Consider the following 16314-nt stretch of genomic DNA (forward strand, 5'->3'; position numbering starts at 1 on the left):
GCTCTTTCGCCTGGAGCCGTAGGCTCCGGCGAGGGGTCGCCGCCGGACTGGCTCTTGGGCTGGTCTTCGCCGCTTCCTCCACGGCGGCCGCGCGACCGTACCCTGCACCAGGCCCGGCGGACGCCGTAGAACGGGGGGCCTCGCCCGCCGTTCTGCAGTTGACGTCATGGGTTCTCGAGACCGGTGACAATCAGGGCCTGCCCTTCGTCCTCATCGACAAGGTCAACGCCCACGTCTTCGCCTTCAGCCGCGACGGGCTGCTGCTGGGGGACGCACCCGTTCTTCTGGGTCTGGCGCGAGGAGACATCGCACCGCCCGGGATCGGCGATCGGCCCCTGTCCGCCATCGGGCCGGAAGACCGCATCACGCCGTCGGGCCGGTATGTCGCCGGGATCGGGGATAACCTGACCGGAAAAAACGTGCTCTGGATCGACTATGCCGGTGCGCTCTCGCTGCATCGCGTCGTGACGGGTCGGGCGGCCGATCGTCGTCTGCAACGCCTGACCACGCCGACCTCCGAGGACAACCGCATTTCCTACGGGTGCGTGAACGTCCCGGTCGCCTTCTTCGAGGAGACCATCGAACCGGCCTTCAGAGACACAGCGGGGATCGTCTACATCCTGCCCGAGACCCTCTCGATGGCGGAGGTCTTCCCCGGGGTCTGACGGGTTACGGACATCGACCGAGACTGCTCTACGCCCTAAATGTCAGCAGTTGGCGACCTGGCCGCCTCCACCACCTTGAGACGCGACCGAACGTCGCCATATTGCGGCCACGGCGCCTCGGCCGCTTTCTGGAGACGCGCCACATGCCGGTCATCGACATCAAGGGCCTGAGCAAGACCTACGCCTCAGGGCTGCAGGCGCTTAAGCCCATCGATCTCCAGATCGGCAAGGGCGAAATCTTCGCGCTGCTGGGTCCGAACGGGGCGGGCAAGACGACGATGATCTCCATCATCTGCGGTATCGTCACCCCCTCCACCGGCACCGTCATCGCCGATGGTCACGACATAAAGAAGGACTACCGTCAGGCGCGGATGAAGATCGGTCTGGTGCCCCAGGAGCTGACCACCGACGCCTTCGAGACGGTGCTGGCCACGGTGACCCTGAGCCGGGGTCTGTTCGGAAAGGCGCCGAACCCGGCCTACATCGAGCAGGTCCTGAAGGACCTCAGCCTGTGGGACAAGAAGGACTCCAAGATCATGACCCTGTCCGGCGGCATGAAGCGCCGGGTCATGATCGCCAAGGCCCTCAGCCACGAGCCCGACATCCTGTTCCTCGACGAACCGACCGCCGGCGTGGACGTCGAACTGCGCCGCGACATGTGGAACCTGGTCCGTCGCCTGCGCGAGAGCGGCGTCACCATCATCCTGACCACCCACTACATCGAGGAAGCCGAGGAGATGGCCGACCGCGTCGGCGTGATCCTCAAGGGCGAACTTATCCTGGTCCAGGACAAGACCGAGCTGATGAAGAAGCTGGGCAAGAAGACGCTGACGCTCAATCTGCAGGATCCGCTGGAGACCCTGCCGCCCGAACTGGCCGAGTGGGACCTGACCCTGCGCGCCGAGGGCAACGAGCTGGAGTTCGTGTTCGACTCCAACGCCGAGAAGACCGGCGTGCCGTCCCTGCTGCGCCGCCTGTCGGACCTCGGCATCGCCTTCAAGGATCTGAACACCCGCCAGAGTTCTCTGGAGGACATCTTCGTCAGCCTGGTTCACCGCGAACCGGCCCAGGACATTCACGCCGGAGCCGCCCGATGACCTTCAACGGCTATGGCGTCTGGGCCATCTACAAGTTCGAGATGGCGCGCGCCCTGCGCACCCTGTGGCAGTCGATCGTCACCCCGGTGATCACGACGGCTCTCTATTTCGTCGTCTTCGGTTCGGCCATCGGCAGCCGCATGACCGAGATCGACGGCGTCCCCTACGGCGCCTTCATCGTACCGGGCCTGATCATGCTCAGCCTGTTCACCCAGTCGATCTTCAACGCCTCGTTCGGGATCTACTTCCCGAAATTCACCGGCACCATCTACGAGCTGCTGTCGGCGCCCGTGTCGCCGTTCGAGATCGTCCTCGCCTATGTCGGCGCCGCCGCGACCAAGTCGGCCGTGCTGGGCCTGATCATCCTCGCCACGGCCGCCCTGTTCGTGCCGCTGCAGATCCTGCACCCTGTCTGGATGCTGGCCATCCTGATCCTGATCGCCACGACCTTCAGCCTGTTCGGCTTCATCATCGGCATCTGGGCCCAGAGCTTCGAGCAGCTCAACTTCATTCCGATGCTGGTGGTGACGCCCCTGACCTTCCTCGGCGGCTCCTTCTACTCGATCCACATGCTGCCCGAGCCGTGGCGGACGATCACCCACTTCAACCCGGTGGTCTATCTGATCTCCGGCTTCCGCTGGAGCTTCTACGGCCACGGCGATGTGCCCATCGTCTGGAGCCTGCTGGCCACCTGCGGCTTCCTCGTCGCCTGCCTCGCGGTCGTCGGCTGGATGTTCAGGACGGGCTATCGTCTGAAGACCTGACCGTTCCGTCATTGGACGCCCCGGTCGTTCGCCGCTAAGACCCCTCCCATGTCGTCAGAGACCCCTTCAGGCCCCCCCGCTGAAGACCGTCCGACCGAGCCGTTCGCGCGCGGCCGGATCGTCTGGTCGCGTCCGCCTCAGCCCGTGTTCCAGGTCGGACCCGTGCCACGCTCCGCTCCCGCGCCGGCCGCCCGTCCTGTCCGCAGGTCGGGCGCCGGCATCCTGACCGGTTCCATGATTCCCCCGGCCCGGGCCGCGTCGCCTGTCGCCGAGGTCCTGCCTGAAGTTCCTGTCGAGGCGGTCGTCGAGGCGGCGGCTCCCGCGCCGGAACCCGTTGCGCCGGAACCCGTCGTCGAAGCTGTGCCGCCCGAGCCTGAACCGGTCGCTCCCGAACCCGAGCCGTCCGCCGCCGCGTTCGAACCCGTGGCCGAACCCGTCGCAGCGTCGCCCGCACCTCAGGAAATCATCATCGAGCCCGAGGCGGCCGAGCCTGCCGTCACCGTCCCGCCGCCGCTCTCGACCGAGGCGAAGCCGGCCGCGAAGCCGCGCGAACTGCCGTCGGTGGTCGTGACCCCGGCGATCTACGCCACCATGGGCGCCGCCATGCAGAAGGTGGCCAAGGGCGACCGCTGGCCGATCGCCGCGGGCGTCGCCGCCCTCGTGGTCATTGGCGGCTTCATCTGGCTCGCCACCCTGCCGGCCCCGCAGCCTGTCGCCCCGGCCCCGACCCCTCTGGCCGCCGGCGCCGCGCCGCTCGAGGAGACGCCCGTGGTCGAGAACGCTCCCCTCGCAGTCGAGCGCCCCGCGCCCGTCCGCGCCGCGCCCGCCCCTGTCCCGGCCGCGCCCGTGGCCGCCCAGCCGCGCCGCGCTTCGCCGACCCAGACCGCGCCCGTGGTGGTCGTTCCGCCCGCACCGGTCGAGGTCGCGCCCCGGCCCTATATCGAGACCGCGCCCCTGGTCGTGGAGCCGCCGACCCCGGCCGCGCCCGCCCAGACCAACCCCGACGCGCCCGTCTCGACCGCGCCCCAGCCGCTGAACTAGAGCCTCAGCGCTCCGCCGCGCGGTAGGGCAGGTAGCCCCGCTCGACCATCCGGCGCAGGCCCTCATAGGCCTCCGACAGTTCTTCGTAGGCGGCGCGCATGCCGGCGAGCTTCTGCGCCTCGCCCGGGCCGATGGCGTAGCCGGCCTCGGACAGTCTCAGCGCCTCGGCGATCCAGCGCGCCCGCGCCGTGGCGGCGGACACGGCCAGCCTCTGGAAGGCCGCCGGCTCGGTGTGGTTCGCGCCCAGCCCCAGGACCTGCGGGATCACCTCCCGGTTCGAGACGAAGGCGGTGTAGTCGATCTGCTCCAGATGCCCGCGCAGCCTGCGCTGCTCCTGCGGATCGCTGTCGCTGGGCTCGAAATGATCCCGGCTGCGGCGCGTGCTGGACGTCATGATGCTGGACATTCAGGCTTCCCTGGGCGTTTCCCTGAGCGGAGCCTGCGCCCGACCCGTTAACGTCAGATTGGCAAGCGTGGCCGGTCCGGCGCGGTCCAGCCCGGGGGCAGGGGCTCCGACCACCCCTCGGGCGCGCTCTCCGACGCCGGGAAATAGCCCGTCGCCGAGCGGTAGCCGAGGATGTACCAGATCTCGATCAGATAGCCGTGAAGCCGCGCCTGATCCGCCGCCGGCCGTTTCGACGCCGCCCCGATGGCGATCCCCAGCCGCCCGGCCACGTCCGAGGCCTCCAGCGGCCCGTCGTCCTCGTTCAGGATGTCGTCGATGACCCCGTTCACCCAGCCCGACAGCGTCGCCCGGTTCTTCGGCCCCTTCGGCCCCGGATAGGGCGGCGAGATCGTCGCGTCGGCGTGGAACTTGTCCTCGTCGCGCAGGGCCTGCAACCGCGCCCGCGTCTCCGCCCCCAGCAGCACCCGCTCCTCGTAGAGCGGCTCCGGCTTCGGCTTCCAGAACCGCCAGATGGCCCCGCCGACGGCGAAGGCCATGAAGGCGAAGGTGGCGATGATGCGCGCATAGTGAGGAGGCATCCCCCATCATAACCCGCCCGCATCTCCGCGCCAGACTGGCGCCCCGCGTCCCCGCCCCCATATGCAACATGAACCGTTACGGAGCCCCCGCCCATGACTGAAGCCATGACCAGACCCCTGCACATCGACTTCGTCTCCGACGTCGTCTGTCCCTGGTGCGTCGTCGGCCTCGGCGGGCTCGAGACCGCGCTCGACACGCTCAAGGACGAGGGCATCACCGCCGAGATCGCCTTCCAGCCGTTCGAGCTCAACCCCGGCATGGCGCCCGAGGGCGAGAACGTCGCCGAGCACATCGCCGCCAAATACGGCTCCACCCCCGAACAGTCGGCCGCCAACCGCGCCATGATCACCGCCCGCGCGGCCGAGGCCTGGCCCGGCTTCGACATGAACATGAGCGCCGACAGCCGCATCTGGAACACCTTCGACGCCCACCGCCTGCTGGCCTGGGCGGGGGAGGCGGGCCCCGACGCCCAGAAGGCGCTGAAACAGGCCCTGTTCCGCACCCATTTCACCGACGGCAGACCCCTGGCCGACGCCGGCGTCCTGACCCTGGCCGCCGAGGCCGCCGGCCTCGACCGCGCCGAGGCGGCCGAGGTCCTGTCCTCGGGCCGCTACGCCGCCGAGGTCCGCGCCGAACAGGCCCTGTGGCGCCAGCGCGGCATCAACTCGGTCCCCGCCGTGGTCGTCGAGGGCAAATACCTGATCTCCGGCGGCCAGCCCGCCGCGGTCTTCGAGGAAGCCCTCCGCAAGATCGCCGCGGAACAGGCGGCGGCGTAGGTCCCGTCTCCTCCCTGTTTGCCGCTTGGCGAATGGGGAGGTGGCGGCGAGCGTCTTCGCGAGCTGACGGAGGGGTTCTTGCCGCACGCAGAGCCCCTCCGTCTGCTCCGCTTCGCTACGCATCCACCTCCCCATCGCTGCGCGACAGGGAGGAGACGTGCGTCACGGCCACAACTCCGCCACCCCCTCCGGCAGCCCCGCCTCCTTCCGCCATTCCTCGCGATGCAGGACCACGATGCCCCGGTCCATCGTCGCCAGCATCTTCATCGTCCCGTCCTCGTCCCAGATCGCGCTTGCCCACGGCTGCGCCCGGTTCCGCTCCCGATCCCCGGCCGCGACCTCGGCGCCCAGATGTTCGGCCCGCCACGCCAGGACGAAGCCGAGGTGCCACAGCGGCACATCCTCCACCGGCCCTCCCGTCATCGACTGCGCCAGGTTCTTCGCCAGCGCCCGCTCGTCCCTCAGCCGACGCTCGAACCAGTCGACCTGATCCTGGGCATACCGCTCCCACCCCTCGGCCGGCTCCGGCGTCGGGTCCCCGGGCCGGTCCCGCTCCCACCCCTCCGCCGCCCGTCGCCGCCACAGATTGGCCAGTCCGACATCGAACCGCCGCGCGCACGACGCCGCCGTCTCCCCGCCCTCCCACGCGCGCCGGACCCGGGCCCAGGTCTCGTCGTCCCGGAATTTCTTGAAGCGGTGGAGCGTCATGGACAGGACCGTCGCACGCCCCTGCGCCGGAATCGGACGCAGGCTCCGTAGCGCCCCGCTCCTTTCTTGCGTCATCCTCCGGCGGAATGAAGCGCAGACCGGAGGACCCCTCGTCATCCTCCGGCCGATCGAAGATCGGACCGGGGGAGGCACACGCGAGCGCGACCCGAAGGGCGGCGCGTAGCAGCCAACCTGTCGCGATCCGGCGGCCGACATCCTGCCTGAGCAAATTGCCTTCGGCGCCGCTGTGTCCCCCGGTTTGCGCCACGAAGGGCGGCTTGCCGGAGGATGACGAAAGAAGAAGGCCCCTCTCCCGGTGGGAGAGGGCTTGAGCACACGGCGGCGCAGCCGTCGTTCTTGCGCGAAAGGGTGAGGGTCGGCGGCGTGAAGATGAAGCACAGCCGCCCGGGCGACGGCGCGCGCCGACTGAGAAACCCGACCCTCACCCTTTCGGCTGGCGCATCGCTCCGCTCTGCGAGCCTCAAGCCCTCTCCCACCGGGAGAGGGGCCAGCTTTGCGTCCATGCCGCCCCTGGTGGCCTTGAGTTCGTATTCCTCGGCGCAGACCCCGCAATAGAAATCGGCCACGGGGGAGTTCGCCGCGAAGGCGGTCAGGGGCGTCGCGCCGCAGCCGGGACAGAAGGCGTTGGCGGCGACCCAGCCCTCCGCCTCGCGCCGCTTCCACAGCGCCGGCACCCCGACGTCATAGCGTTTCGCCACCGACCGCGCCGTCTCCCCGTCCTCCCACGCCTTGCGCGCCTCGGCCCAGACGGCCTCGGGACGGCTCTTGCGGCGGGTGGGTTCGCTCATGGGGAGGAGGCTACCGCGCGGGTGCGCCGGAATCGGACGTAGGGCCTAGTCTTCGCCCTCGGGAATACTTGGTGCCCAGCGCGCGCCTTCGGGCTCTGCTGCAAAGGCATAACGGGGCGGACGTCTATCGATGTGGGCCGTCAAAGCCTCGACCGACATCAGGCCATTCCGATGGATGATGCGGTGACAGTTTGCGCAAAGCGCTGCCAGGTCGGAGAGCCGAGTCTTTTCGCCTTCTTCGATCAAGGCAACCGGAACCTTGTGATGAGCCTCGATGTAGCCGGCGCCCAGCTCGCCGTAGACGGCCTCCATGTCTTGGCCGCACGCTTCGCACGAGAAGTTGGTCAAGGAAGCCTTAAACGCCTCGATCAGCTTTCTTGAGCGCTCGCGCCTTAGATGGATACGCAGTGTGGCGCGGCCCTCCTCGGCTTCGATGTCGGCCTCGGCTCCATCTAGCAGGCTATCGTGGTTGCCGGGTGCCAAGGGGTCGGATTTGAGCCGCCAGACACCTTTCCGCTGATCCACGCCGAAGACGCTTTCGAACAGATCGACGCCTCCCTTGAAGCTTCGGGCTCCTCTGCATCGCTCTTGGATGCGGGCACGAATGCTCGCGCCCGGGTCCTCCGGATGGGGGCGCGGTGCTATTTCGACGACCTTGGCGACGATCTCGTCGAGATGACCTGAGCCGCCGATCGATGACAACGCTTCGACAATGTGAGCTACGGAGATCGGCACGGTCTAAATCAACCGGCCAGAGGCCGCTCGTCTTCCAGCTTGGCCAGAATCCCACCCGAGGTTGGCACTTGTCACCATCCTCCTACCTTAGCGGGTAGCTCAGATGCAGCTAGCCCTTTCCGAGGTCCTGCCGCATCGGGCGCGGAGGAACCCCATCAGCCGCAGTTCGCCCCCTGCAGGGCGGCCGCTTCGGCGCCGCGCCCCGTGTGTCCCTGCATCAGCACGGCCAACAGCCAGCCACAGGGATTGTCCGGCCGGGGCTTCCCACTCGCCCAGCAGGTACGCCTCCGCTTGCCCCGCAGCGACAGACCAACCTGCGCGGCAGTCCCTTAAGTGCTAATGCATCTACGCCGTAACAGCTAAGAGTGCGCTTCTGGTGCTGTCGTCACAAAAGGCAGCAAGGATTCCGGCGGCTAGGCAGCGGTCGACTTCTGTTTCGGATAGGCCCGCTTGTCGAGCGAGCGCGATCTCTTTGGGCACGGAGGTGAAAAAGAACGCAGGATCGTCGGTGCATAAGGCGCACGGGACCCCCTTTGATACAAAATCCTTCACTGGGTGAGACTCAGCGCTTTCAACGCGTCCCAATGCCAAGTTGCTCGCGATGCAGACTTCAACAGTAACTTGGTGCGAAACCAAGCAGGAGAGCGCCTCTTCATGCTTAGCGGCCGATAACCCATGACCCAAACGGCTTAGGTTGAGCGAAGAAATTGCTTCGATGATTTGATCGGGGCCGGTCCACTCCCCCACGTGAGCCGTTAGCCCCAAACCTACATCTCTAGCGACCGCAAAGGCATCCGCGAATTCTTTGGGCCGATACATCATCTCATTTCCGGTTAGTCCAAACCCGACAACCAGCGGGTGTTTGGCCTTGGCAACGGCAACGGCGGTTTCAAATGCAGATCGCGGTCCGAGATGGCGAACCGCTGTAGCAATCACCTTCACGATCATGCCGTGCGACTCTTGAATTCTATCGATTTCTCTCGACAACAGATCCAGTTCTAGATTGAAATCTAGACCCAAATGCTCGGAGTGCTGTGGCGACAGCTGTACTTCCATGTACGAAAGGCCATCCGCAGCACTCAGTTCGAAAAAGGCCCGTCCCACGTCGGCCAAGTCCTGAGCAGTACGAATGCAACTCGTTCTAGTTCGATACTCGTCCAGAAACCGTTCGAAGCTAGTCAAGCGAGAATCAGGTTGAGCGGCATCTCGCTCCGGGGTGGGAATCCCGTGAAGGTCACCTAGCTTTGCAACCATAGCTTCGCTTATGGTGCCGCGGAGGTGAACGTGCAGGTCGGAATAAGCCGGCATGGCGAACTAGATGCCTCTGGGGTGCTGCTATGCGGCTTCGTTTTCTATCCCGCAATGCGGACAAAATAGCCGAAGCGACGTCAATCTTGGGTGCGCACGGCATAAATGTCGTGGCCGTAGATTTTGCAATAGATGAAATTCAAACAAACGACATCCGAGTTATAGCAAAAAGAAAGGCTCTTGAGGCCTTCAAGAGAGTAGGAAGGCCTCTGTTTGTTGAGCACACGGGGCTTTTTCTGCCAGCGATCGGTGATCTACCGGGTGGGCTTACCCAAGTTTTCTGGGATGCTCTAGAAGCTGATCGGTTTTGTGAAATTCTTGAGCCGACTGGGAACCGAAGCGTCATCGCAAAGACTGCATTGGCCTACTGTGACGGCCGAAAAATACATCTTTTTGAGGGGGAGATCGCTGGGCAGGTGCCATTATCGCCTAAAGGCGATCGAAAGTTCCAATGGGACTGCGCCTTCGTTCCCGAGGGGTACTCAGAGACGTTTGCCGAGCTCGGCTCTAAGAAGAATGACATATCTATGAGAAAAATTGCCCTTGAAAGGCTCGTTCTTCATCTTGGGGTAAAATCATGATCAATGAGCTTTGCAATTCCATAAAAGAACGACGCGTAATGTTGTTTGTTGGATCGGGCGCTTCTGTATCTCTTGGCCTTCCGACCTGGCGGGGATTAGTGGAGCATGTCGCCGAAGAACTTGGTTTTGATCCGGATGTTTTTCTGAGTTCGGGTGACTACCTAGCGCTTATGGAGTTCTACAAAATAAAAACTGGATCGATTGGGCCTTTGCGCAGTTGGATGGACCGTGCCTGGACACCAAGCGACTCCGACATCATGGCCTCTTCGGTTCACAAGGCCATCGCTGAGCTAGATTTTCCTCTGATATACACGACTAACTATGATCGGAATATTGAGACTGCATTAAAACTTCATGGAAAAGACTATCAGCGAGTAGCTAACGAGAAGGAGCTCATTCAGGCGCTTGGTGCTCGTACCCAAGTAGTAAAGTTTCATGGTGATTTCGAACACGACGAGTCTCTGGTTCTGACGGAGTCAGATTATTATAAAAGGTTGGAGTTCGAATCTGCGTTCGATATAAAACTTAGAAGCGATGCGCTAACCTATAGCATTCTGTTTGTTGGATACAGTCTATCAGACATTAATATGAGAATACTTTTGTATAAAATGTCAAAACTATGGGGTTCAACGGGGTATGCAGACAAGAAGCCTAAGTCTTATATATTTATGACTCATCCCAATGAAGTTCAGGAAGCAGTACTTGAAAGCTGGGGTGTTCAGGCAATCAAAGAAGATACGGATAATCCCAATGATGCGTTGCCACAATTTTTGGATCGTCTGAGAACGGCAACATCAACTGTTTGATACTCGAATGGAGGTATTCAAGCGGCAGCAATGCGCGTGCCCTTCCTCCCTACAACCGTCCCTTCCTGAACCGCTCCTGCGCCTCCTTGCGCCACCGCTTCGGCGCTGACGCATCCACGTCCTGCCCGTCGCCGGTCAGGATCTCGTTGGCGAACTCCAGGTCGAGCAGTTTGAGCGTCTTGATCTGACTGCGCCCTGCGGGCTTCGTCGCCCTCCGCCTCACTCCGGGTCGTCGCGGATGCGGCCGGCCTCCTCGAACTCGAGAGTGCCGGCGGCCTACCCGTCAATCAGTCCCCGCCGCCCTCACCCGCCCGCATCTCCCTCCGCCATCCCTGCGAAATCGCGCTCTGCGCCTCACACGCGGCCGGGCTCGTGCAAAAGGGGACGGTGAAGAAGGCGGGGCCGGGCGGGGCCGTGGGCGGGACGGCGACGTGCTGGTGCATGCCGACCGCCGCTGCGCCGAAGCCGTACCCCGTCGGGGTCTCGCGCAGGATGCGGCAGTCTTCGGTCCGGTGGGCCGGGGTGATGGTGCAGCCGACCATGACGACGCCGCTGACGTCTGCGGCCAAGGCGGCGGGCGGATACCAGGCCCGCTCCCCGGTGTTGACGCGCGGGCCGGTCCAGGTGGGGCCGAGGATGACCTCGGCCGGCGTGGCGCATCCGGCCAGGGCGAAGGCGACGATCGGGAGCAGGAGGGACCGCATCCCTACAGCCGTCCCTTCCTGAACCGCTCCTGCGCCTCCGCCTGCGCCTCCTTGCGCCACCGTTTCGGCGCTGACGCGTCCACGTCCTGCCCGTCCCCGGTCAGGATCTCGTTGGCGAACTCCAGGTCCAGCAGTTTCAGCTTCTTGATCTCGTCGCGGATGCGGCCGGCCTCCTCGAACTCGAGGTTGGAGGCGGCCTCGCGCATCTTGCCTTCCATGTCGCGCAGGGTGGCCTGGAAGTTGTTGCCGATGAAGGGGCGGCTGTCCTCCTTCACGCCCGTGGGGATCAGGACGCGATCCTTCTCGTAGGGGCTGTTCAGGATCTCCTTGATGTCGCGCTTGACGCTGGCCGGGGTGATGCCGTGTTCGGCGTTGTAGGCCTCCTGGCGTTCGCGGCGGCGGTTGGTCTCGGCGATGGCGCGCTCCATCGAACCGGTCAGGCGGTCGGCGTAGAGGATGACGCGGCCGTCGACGTTGCGGGCCGCGCGGCCGATGGTCTGGATCAGCGAGGTCTCGGAGCGCAGGAAGCCCTCCTTGTCCGCGTCGAGGATGGCGACCAGGCCGCACTCGGGGATGTCGAGCCCCTCGCGCAGAAGGTTGATGCCGATCAGGACGTCGAAACTGCCCAGGCGCAGGTCGCGGATGATCTCGATCCGCTCCATCGTGTCGACGTCGGAGTGCATGTAGCGGACGCGGACGCCCTGTTCGTGCATGTACTCCGTCAGGTCCTCGGCCATCTTCTTGGTCAGGACGGTGACCAGGGAGCGGTAGCCGTCGCGGGCGACCTGTTTGACCTCGTCGATGACGTCGTCGACCTGGTTGCGGGTCTGGCCCGAGACCGGGCGGATCTCGACCGGGGGGTCGATCAGGCCGGTCGGGCGGATGACCTGTTCGACGAAGACGCCGCCCGCCTGTTCCATCTCCCAGGTCTGGGGCGTGGCCGAGACGTGGATGGTCTGGGGCCGCATCGCCTCCCATTCGTCGAACTTGAGCGGCCGGTTGTCGATGCAGGAGGGCAGGCGGAAGCCGTACTCGGCCAGGGTCGACTTGCGGCGGTAGTCGCCCCGGAACATGCCGTTGATCTGGCCGATGGTGACGTGGCTCTCGTCCACGAACAGCAGGGCGTTGTCGGGGATGTATTCGAAGAAGGTCGGCGGCGGCTCCCCCGGCGCGCGGCCGGTCAGCCACCGGGAATAGTTCTCGATCCCGGCGCAGGAGCCGGTCGCCTCCATCATCTCCAGGTCGAAGCGGACCCGCTGTTCGAGGCGCTGGGCCTCCAGCAGCTTGCCGTTCTCGATCATCCAGTCGAGCGTCTCATTGAGCTCGGCCCGGATGCCGTGGACGGCCTGGTTCAGCGTCGGGCGCGGGGTGACGTAGTGGGAGGCGGCGTAGACGGTGACCTCTTCCAGCTCGGCGGTCTTCTTGCCGGTCAGGGGGTCGAACTCGGCGATCGACTCGATCTCGTCGCCGAACAGGGAGACGCGCCACGCCCGATCCTCCTGGTGCACCGGGAAGATCTCGATCGTGTCGCCGCGCTTGCGGAACATCCCCCGCTCGAAGGCCGCGTCGTTGCGCTTGTACTGCAGGGCGATCAGGTCGGCCCGGAGCTTGGACTCGTCGACCTGGCCCCCGACCTTCAGGTCGAAGGTCATGGCCGTATAGGTCTCAACTGACCCGATGCCGTAGATGCAGGACACCGAGGCCACAACAATGACATCATCCCGCTCTAGTATAGACCGGGTTGCGGAGTGCCTCATTCGATCGATCTGCTCGTTGATGGACGAGTCTTTCTCGATGTAGGTGTCGGTTCTCGGAACATAAGCTTCCGGCTGATAGTAGTCGTAGTAGCTGACGAAATACTCGACGGCATTATCGGGGAAGAAAGACTTGAATTCGCTGTAAAGTTGGGCCGCCAGCGTCTTGTTGGGCGCGAGGATCAGGGCCGGGCGCTGGGTCTGTTCGATGACCTTGGCCATGGTGAAGGTCTTGCCCGAGCCGGTGACGCCCAGAAGGACCTGGTCCCGGTCGCCGGCCTCGGCCTGGGCCACGAGTTCGGCGATGGCCGTGGGCTGGTCGCCGGCGGGGGTGTAGCTGGTCTCCAGCCGGAACCGGCCGCCCTTCTTCTTGCCGTCGTGCGACGGACGGTGCGGGACCCAGTCGTCCGGCTTGCCCGGGGCCTCCTCGGGCGTCAGGCGCGGACCGGTCACCGGGGCGAACATCGGCATGTTGGCCATGGCCCTCGGGAGTGGGGCCTTGTCGTCGCGCAGGAAGGCCGACGGCGCCTCCGCCACGCCCTGGTTTGGGATGTGAACGGGCTTCTTGATGACGGGCGCCGAGCCCTTGGGGGTCGAGGAACGGTTCATGAACGGAACTTAGTGCGCGAGGGAGGATGTCGCCAGTCAACGCGCGGGAAGCCGATGCGGCTGCTGACAGCAGGGTGTCAGCAGGATCGGGCGGCGAATCCTGTCAGGCTCGACCCATGCTCCGAAAGTCACGCCTCGCGGTCGCCGTCGTGCTGGTCGCCCTGTCCGCCTGCGGCCGTCTGATTCCGAACATGGTCCCGCCGCCCGGCTACACGCCCTACTCTCCGACGCCCAACCCGCAGCCGCCGCTGCCCGGGCCGTCAGTCTATGTCGCGCCGGGAGCCGGGGTGATCGATCAGCCGATCGACAGCGGGACGCTCGGGCGCGTGCAGCGGGCGACGCGGACCCTGGCGCAGTGCGAGGCGGAGCTGGATGCGGCGCGGGTGACGTTCAGCCCGACGCCGGACCGGGTGAACTCCGAAACCTGCGGCCTGACGGCTGCGGGAGTGCTGGGGCCGGACATGGGAACCGTGGCGCGGATGGCTCCGGGCGACGTGACCATGACCTGCGCGCTGGCGGCGGCGGTCAGCATCTGGCGGCGGCAGTCGGTGGAGCCGGCGGCGCGGGAACTGCTGGGCTCGGACGTGGTCGAGATCGACCACATGGGCGTCTACGCCTGCCGGCCCGTGAACAACCAGGCGGGCAATCGACCGAGCGCCCACTCGCGGGCGGCGGCGCTGGACTTCTCGGGCGTGCGGCTGCGGGACGGGCGAAGGATCACGGTCGCCGCCGACTGGAACGACGGGGGACCCGAGGCGGCCTTCCTGAAGCGTATCCGGGACGACGCCTGCAAGGTGTTCGGAACGACCCTGAGCCCGGACTACAACGCCCTGCACCACGACCACCTCCACCTGGAGGCGGAGAGTGGTCGTCTGTGCCGTTAGGGCCTAGCGGCGGATGCGCGCCTGAACTTCCAGTTCGCCGATGCGGCGTTCCAGATAGGCGTTATCGTCGCTGGAGGGCCGAGTGCGCGAATAGGCGGCCTCGAGACGCGTGAGGTCCTCGAACTGGATGCGGATGGCGTCCTGCTGGCCGCGCGGCAGGTTGTAGAGGGCCCGTTCGATGGCGGTCAGGCGATCACGCGGCGTCTGCTGCCAACCGCCGCCCGGGGTCGTGGCTCCGCCCGGCACACGGGCATCGATGGCGTCGAGGCGGGCCTCGATGTCCTGACGCTCGCGCGCGGACAGGCCGTCGCGCTGGAAGCCGGCCTCGGCCGCCACGATCGCGGCATAGTCGCTGCGCAGACGGGTCGCGTCCGTGCGGGTCAGGGTGCGGGCGTTGACCGCGGCGGTGACCCGGGCGTCGAAGTCCGCGCGGCCGTCAGCAGCCGACTGGTAGCCGCCGATGTCATCACCGTAGCCGCCATCTTCCAGCGCCGAGGTCAGGGCGTTGTAGCGGGTGGTCAGGTCCTGACGCTCCTGGGTGGTGAAGCGCCCGTCCTGCCCGTAGCGGGCTTCCAGCTGGACCAGGGCGTCATAGTCGGTGCGAATACGGTCGGCGGACCAGGACGACAGGGCCCCGGAGCGGACCTGGGTGTCAAGACGGCTGTTGAACGTCACCTGCTGAGCTCCGAGCGCACGGCGACCACGGCTCCATTCTGCATCGATCGACCCGCTGGTCTGGCCGCCGAACAGGCTCTGCAGGATCTGGCCGAAGACTTCCTGGCCGGTCGATTGCTGCGAGCCGGACTGGCCATAGGGCGTCTGGGCCTGGGCGAGAGGGGCCATCGAAAGAACGACGGCGCCGGCCGCGAGGGCCGTGAAAGTCTTGGTCAGTGTCATGGGGTTTCTCCGGCGGTTTCGCCCTGTCTGGGTCAGGAGAACGACGTGAGGCGGTTAAGGTTGCCGGAGTCGGCGCGACACCCTCGGTCTGTGCTAGGTTGCGACCATGACCGACCACGATGATCCCCTCGCCAAGACGCAAGATGCCGTTCCGGCCGGAGAAACGCCCGCACAGAAGGCCCTGCGGCTTAAGACCGCCAAGCTCGACGCCCGGCCGAAGCCGCCGCGCGGCGGGCGCTTCCAGCGCGAGCAGGCCGCGGGAGTGACGCCGGGCGCAAACCGGCCATGGACGCATAAATAGGCCTCCGCAAGGGTTTCCAGTGCCGTCCGTTTCCCGCGAGACTCGGGCGGCGAAGCGCAGCATTTTCGCGGGAACAAAAGGAGATCGCCGATGTCGGCTTCAGAGACCTTCCGCGCCCTGCACGGTTCCGGCCTGCTGATCCTGCCCAACGCCTGGGACGCCGCCTCGACGGCTCTGTCGATCGCGGCGGGGGCGAAGGCCGTGGCGACGACGAGCGCGGGCGTGGCCTGGTCGCTTGGCTGGCCGGACGCGACACAGCCGCCCGAGGCGGAACTGATGGGCGCACTGGCGCGAATGGTTCGGGTGGCGGGCGACACCCCGGTCAGCGCCGACATCGAGGGCGGTTTCTCCGACGATCCGAAAGAGGCCGCCGGCTTCGTGCGCCGGACCTGGGAGACCGGGGCTGTCGGCATCAATATCGAGGATCGCACCGGTCCGGCGGAATTGCTGGCCGAGAAGATCGCGGCCGTGCGCGCGGCCGTCGGCCCCGGCCTGTTCATCAATGCCCGCTGTGATGTGTGGCTGCTGGGACTCGGGCCGGTCGAGGGGCGGCTGGAGGAGGCGGTGCGGCGGGCGACGCTCTACAAGGCGGCCGGCGCCGATGGCCTCTTCATGCCGGGCGTGACCGATGCGGAGACGATCAGGGGGCTGGTCGGTCTGGGTCTGCCGCTGAACCTTCTGGCGCGGCCGACCCTGCCGGATGCGAAGGGGATTGAGGCGCTGGGCGTGCGTCGGCTGAGCGCGGGGTCGAACATTTCGGCGGCCGCCTATGGGACGGCTGACCGGCTGACGCGCGGCTTCCTGGCGGACGGGGACTCCGGGCCCCAGGCGGCCGAGGCTATGGACTACGGCGCCCTCAACAACCTGATGCCGGGCTGAGGGCGCCTTGA

General features: G+C 65.9%; 19 protein-coding genes and 1 pseudogene. 10 read left to right on the forward strand and 10 right to left on the reverse strand.

Annotation, left to right across the window (positions count from 1 at the left end; all coding sequences use genetic code 11):
- The first annotated feature begins 158 nt into the window (after positions 1-158).
- From ACQY68_RS04190 to ACQY68_RS04205, 4 genes are all read left to right on the forward strand, one after another.
- A complete protein-coding gene (locus tag ACQY68_RS04190) occupies positions 159-665 on the forward strand; it encodes a L,D-transpeptidase (RefSeq protein ID WP_428151801.1) in 507 nt (168 codons plus the stop codon).
- 143 nt (positions 666-808) lie between these two features.
- Entirely contained in the window at positions 809-1762 is a 954-nt protein-coding gene (locus ACQY68_RS04195; RefSeq protein ID WP_428151802.1) for an ABC transporter ATP-binding protein, read from the forward strand.
- Entirely contained in the window at positions 1759-2526 is a 768-nt protein-coding gene (locus ACQY68_RS04200) for an ABC transporter permease (protein ID WP_428151803.1), read from the forward strand. The genes ACQY68_RS04195 and ACQY68_RS04200 overlap by 4 nt, the downstream gene beginning before the upstream one ends.
- Positions 2527-2574: 48 nt before the next feature.
- On the forward strand, positions 2575-3567 hold the full coding sequence (locus tag ACQY68_RS04205; RefSeq protein ID WP_428151804.1) for a hypothetical protein: 993 nt from the start codon (positions 2575-2577) through the stop codon (positions 3565-3567).
- A 4-nt stretch (positions 3568-3571) separates the two neighbouring features.
- Here ACQY68_RS04205 and ACQY68_RS04210 read toward each other — a convergent pair whose 3' ends face one another.
- Both ACQY68_RS04210 and ACQY68_RS04215 read right to left on the reverse strand, forming a co-directional pair.
- Positions 3572-3973: a hypothetical protein gene (locus ACQY68_RS04210; protein WP_428151805.1), complete on the reverse strand. Its 402-nt coding sequence runs from the start codon at positions 3971-3973 to the stop codon at positions 3572-3574.
- A gap of 53 nt (positions 3974-4026) precedes the next feature.
- Positions 4027-4551 carry a hypothetical protein gene (locus tag ACQY68_RS04215; protein ID WP_428151806.1) on the reverse strand — a complete coding sequence of 175 codons (525 nt, stop codon included), beginning with the start codon at positions 4549-4551 and terminating at the stop codon, positions 4027-4029.
- 105 nt (positions 4552-4656) lie between these two features.
- Here ACQY68_RS04215 and ACQY68_RS04220 point away from each other — a divergent pair, with 105 nt between their 5' ends.
- Entirely contained in the window at positions 4657-5328 is a 672-nt protein-coding gene (locus tag ACQY68_RS04220; protein ID WP_428151807.1) for a DsbA family oxidoreductase, read from the forward strand.
- Positions 5329-5490: 162 nt separating this feature from the next.
- On the opposite strand, the gene ACQY68_RS04225 is transcribed toward ACQY68_RS04220, so the two are convergent.
- From ACQY68_RS04225 to add, 4 genes are all read right to left on the reverse strand, one after another.
- The gene (locus ACQY68_RS04225) at positions 5491-6036 is read right to left on the reverse strand and encodes a hypothetical protein (protein WP_428151808.1); all 546 of its coding nucleotides are present in this window, start codon (positions 6034-6036) and stop codon (positions 5491-5493) included.
- Positions 6037-6149: 113 nt separating this feature from the next.
- The gene (locus ACQY68_RS04230; RefSeq protein ID WP_428151809.1) at positions 6150-6845 is read right to left on the reverse strand and encodes a DpnI domain-containing protein; all 696 of its coding nucleotides are present in this window, start codon (positions 6843-6845) and stop codon (positions 6150-6152) included.
- Positions 6846-6890: 45 nt separating this feature from the next.
- A complete protein-coding gene (locus tag ACQY68_RS04235) occupies positions 6891-7580 on the reverse strand; it encodes an HNH endonuclease (RefSeq protein WP_428151810.1) in 690 nt (229 codons plus the stop codon).
- Between the two features lie 345 nt (positions 7581-7925).
- Positions 7926-8888 carry an adenosine deaminase gene (gene add, locus ACQY68_RS04240; protein ID WP_428151811.1) on the reverse strand — a complete coding sequence of 321 codons (963 nt, stop codon included), beginning with the start codon at positions 8886-8888 and terminating at the stop codon, positions 7926-7928.
- A gap of 29 nt (positions 8889-8917) precedes the next feature.
- Between add and ACQY68_RS04245 the strand changes: the two genes are divergently transcribed.
- Positions 8918-9469 (forward strand): non-canonical purine NTP pyrophosphatase, encoded by a 552-nt coding sequence (locus tag ACQY68_RS04245; RefSeq protein ID WP_428151812.1) that lies wholly within the window; start codon positions 8918-8920, stop codon positions 9467-9469.
- Entirely contained in the window at positions 9466-10275 is an 810-nt protein-coding gene (locus ACQY68_RS04250; RefSeq protein WP_428151813.1) for an SIR2 family protein, read from the forward strand. Before ACQY68_RS04245 ends, ACQY68_RS04250 begins: the two co-directional genes overlap by 4 nt.
- 49 nt (positions 10276-10324) lie before the next feature.
- Here the strand turns inward: ACQY68_RS04250 and ACQY68_RS04255 are convergent.
- The 3 genes and pseudogenes from ACQY68_RS04255 to uvrB form a co-directional block, all read right to left on the reverse strand.
- Positions 10325-10551, reverse strand: a pseudogene (locus ACQY68_RS04255) (hypothetical protein); the annotation flags it as partial.
- An 11-nt stretch (positions 10552-10562) separates the two neighbouring features.
- Entirely contained in the window at positions 10563-10979 is a 417-nt protein-coding gene (locus tag ACQY68_RS04260) for a hypothetical protein (protein WP_428151814.1), read from the reverse strand.
- Positions 10980-10981: 2 nt separating this feature from the next.
- Positions 10982-13204 carry an excinuclease ABC subunit UvrB gene (uvrB, locus tag ACQY68_RS04265; RefSeq protein WP_428152584.1) on the reverse strand — a complete coding sequence of 741 codons (2223 nt, stop codon included), beginning with the start codon at positions 13202-13204 and terminating at the stop codon, positions 10982-10984.
- Positions 13205-13458: 254 nt separating this feature from the next.
- Here uvrB and ACQY68_RS04270 point away from each other — a divergent pair, with 254 nt between their 5' ends.
- A complete protein-coding gene (locus ACQY68_RS04270; RefSeq protein WP_428151815.1) occupies positions 13459-14226 on the forward strand; it encodes an extensin family protein in 768 nt (255 codons plus the stop codon).
- A gap of 3 nt (positions 14227-14229) precedes the next feature.
- Here the strand turns inward: ACQY68_RS04270 and ACQY68_RS04275 are convergent, their stop codons facing one another.
- A complete protein-coding gene (locus ACQY68_RS04275) occupies positions 14230-15123 on the reverse strand; it encodes a hypothetical protein (RefSeq protein ID WP_428151816.1) in 894 nt (297 codons plus the stop codon).
- 106 nt (positions 15124-15229) lie between these two features.
- Here ACQY68_RS04275 and ACQY68_RS04280 point away from each other — a divergent pair, with 106 nt between their 5' ends.
- On the forward strand, positions 15230-15424 hold the full coding sequence (locus ACQY68_RS04280; protein ID WP_428151817.1) for a hypothetical protein: 195 nt from the start codon (positions 15230-15232) through the stop codon (positions 15422-15424).
- Positions 15425-15514: 90 nt separating this feature from the next.
- A complete protein-coding gene (locus ACQY68_RS04285; protein ID WP_428151818.1) occupies positions 15515-16303 on the forward strand; it encodes an isocitrate lyase/PEP mutase family protein in 789 nt (262 codons plus the stop codon).
- Positions 16304-16314 lie beyond the last annotated feature (11 nt).

Source organism: Brevundimonas sp. (assembly GCF_965278935.1).
Lineage (GTDB): Bacteria > Pseudomonadota > Alphaproteobacteria > Caulobacterales > Caulobacteraceae > Brevundimonas.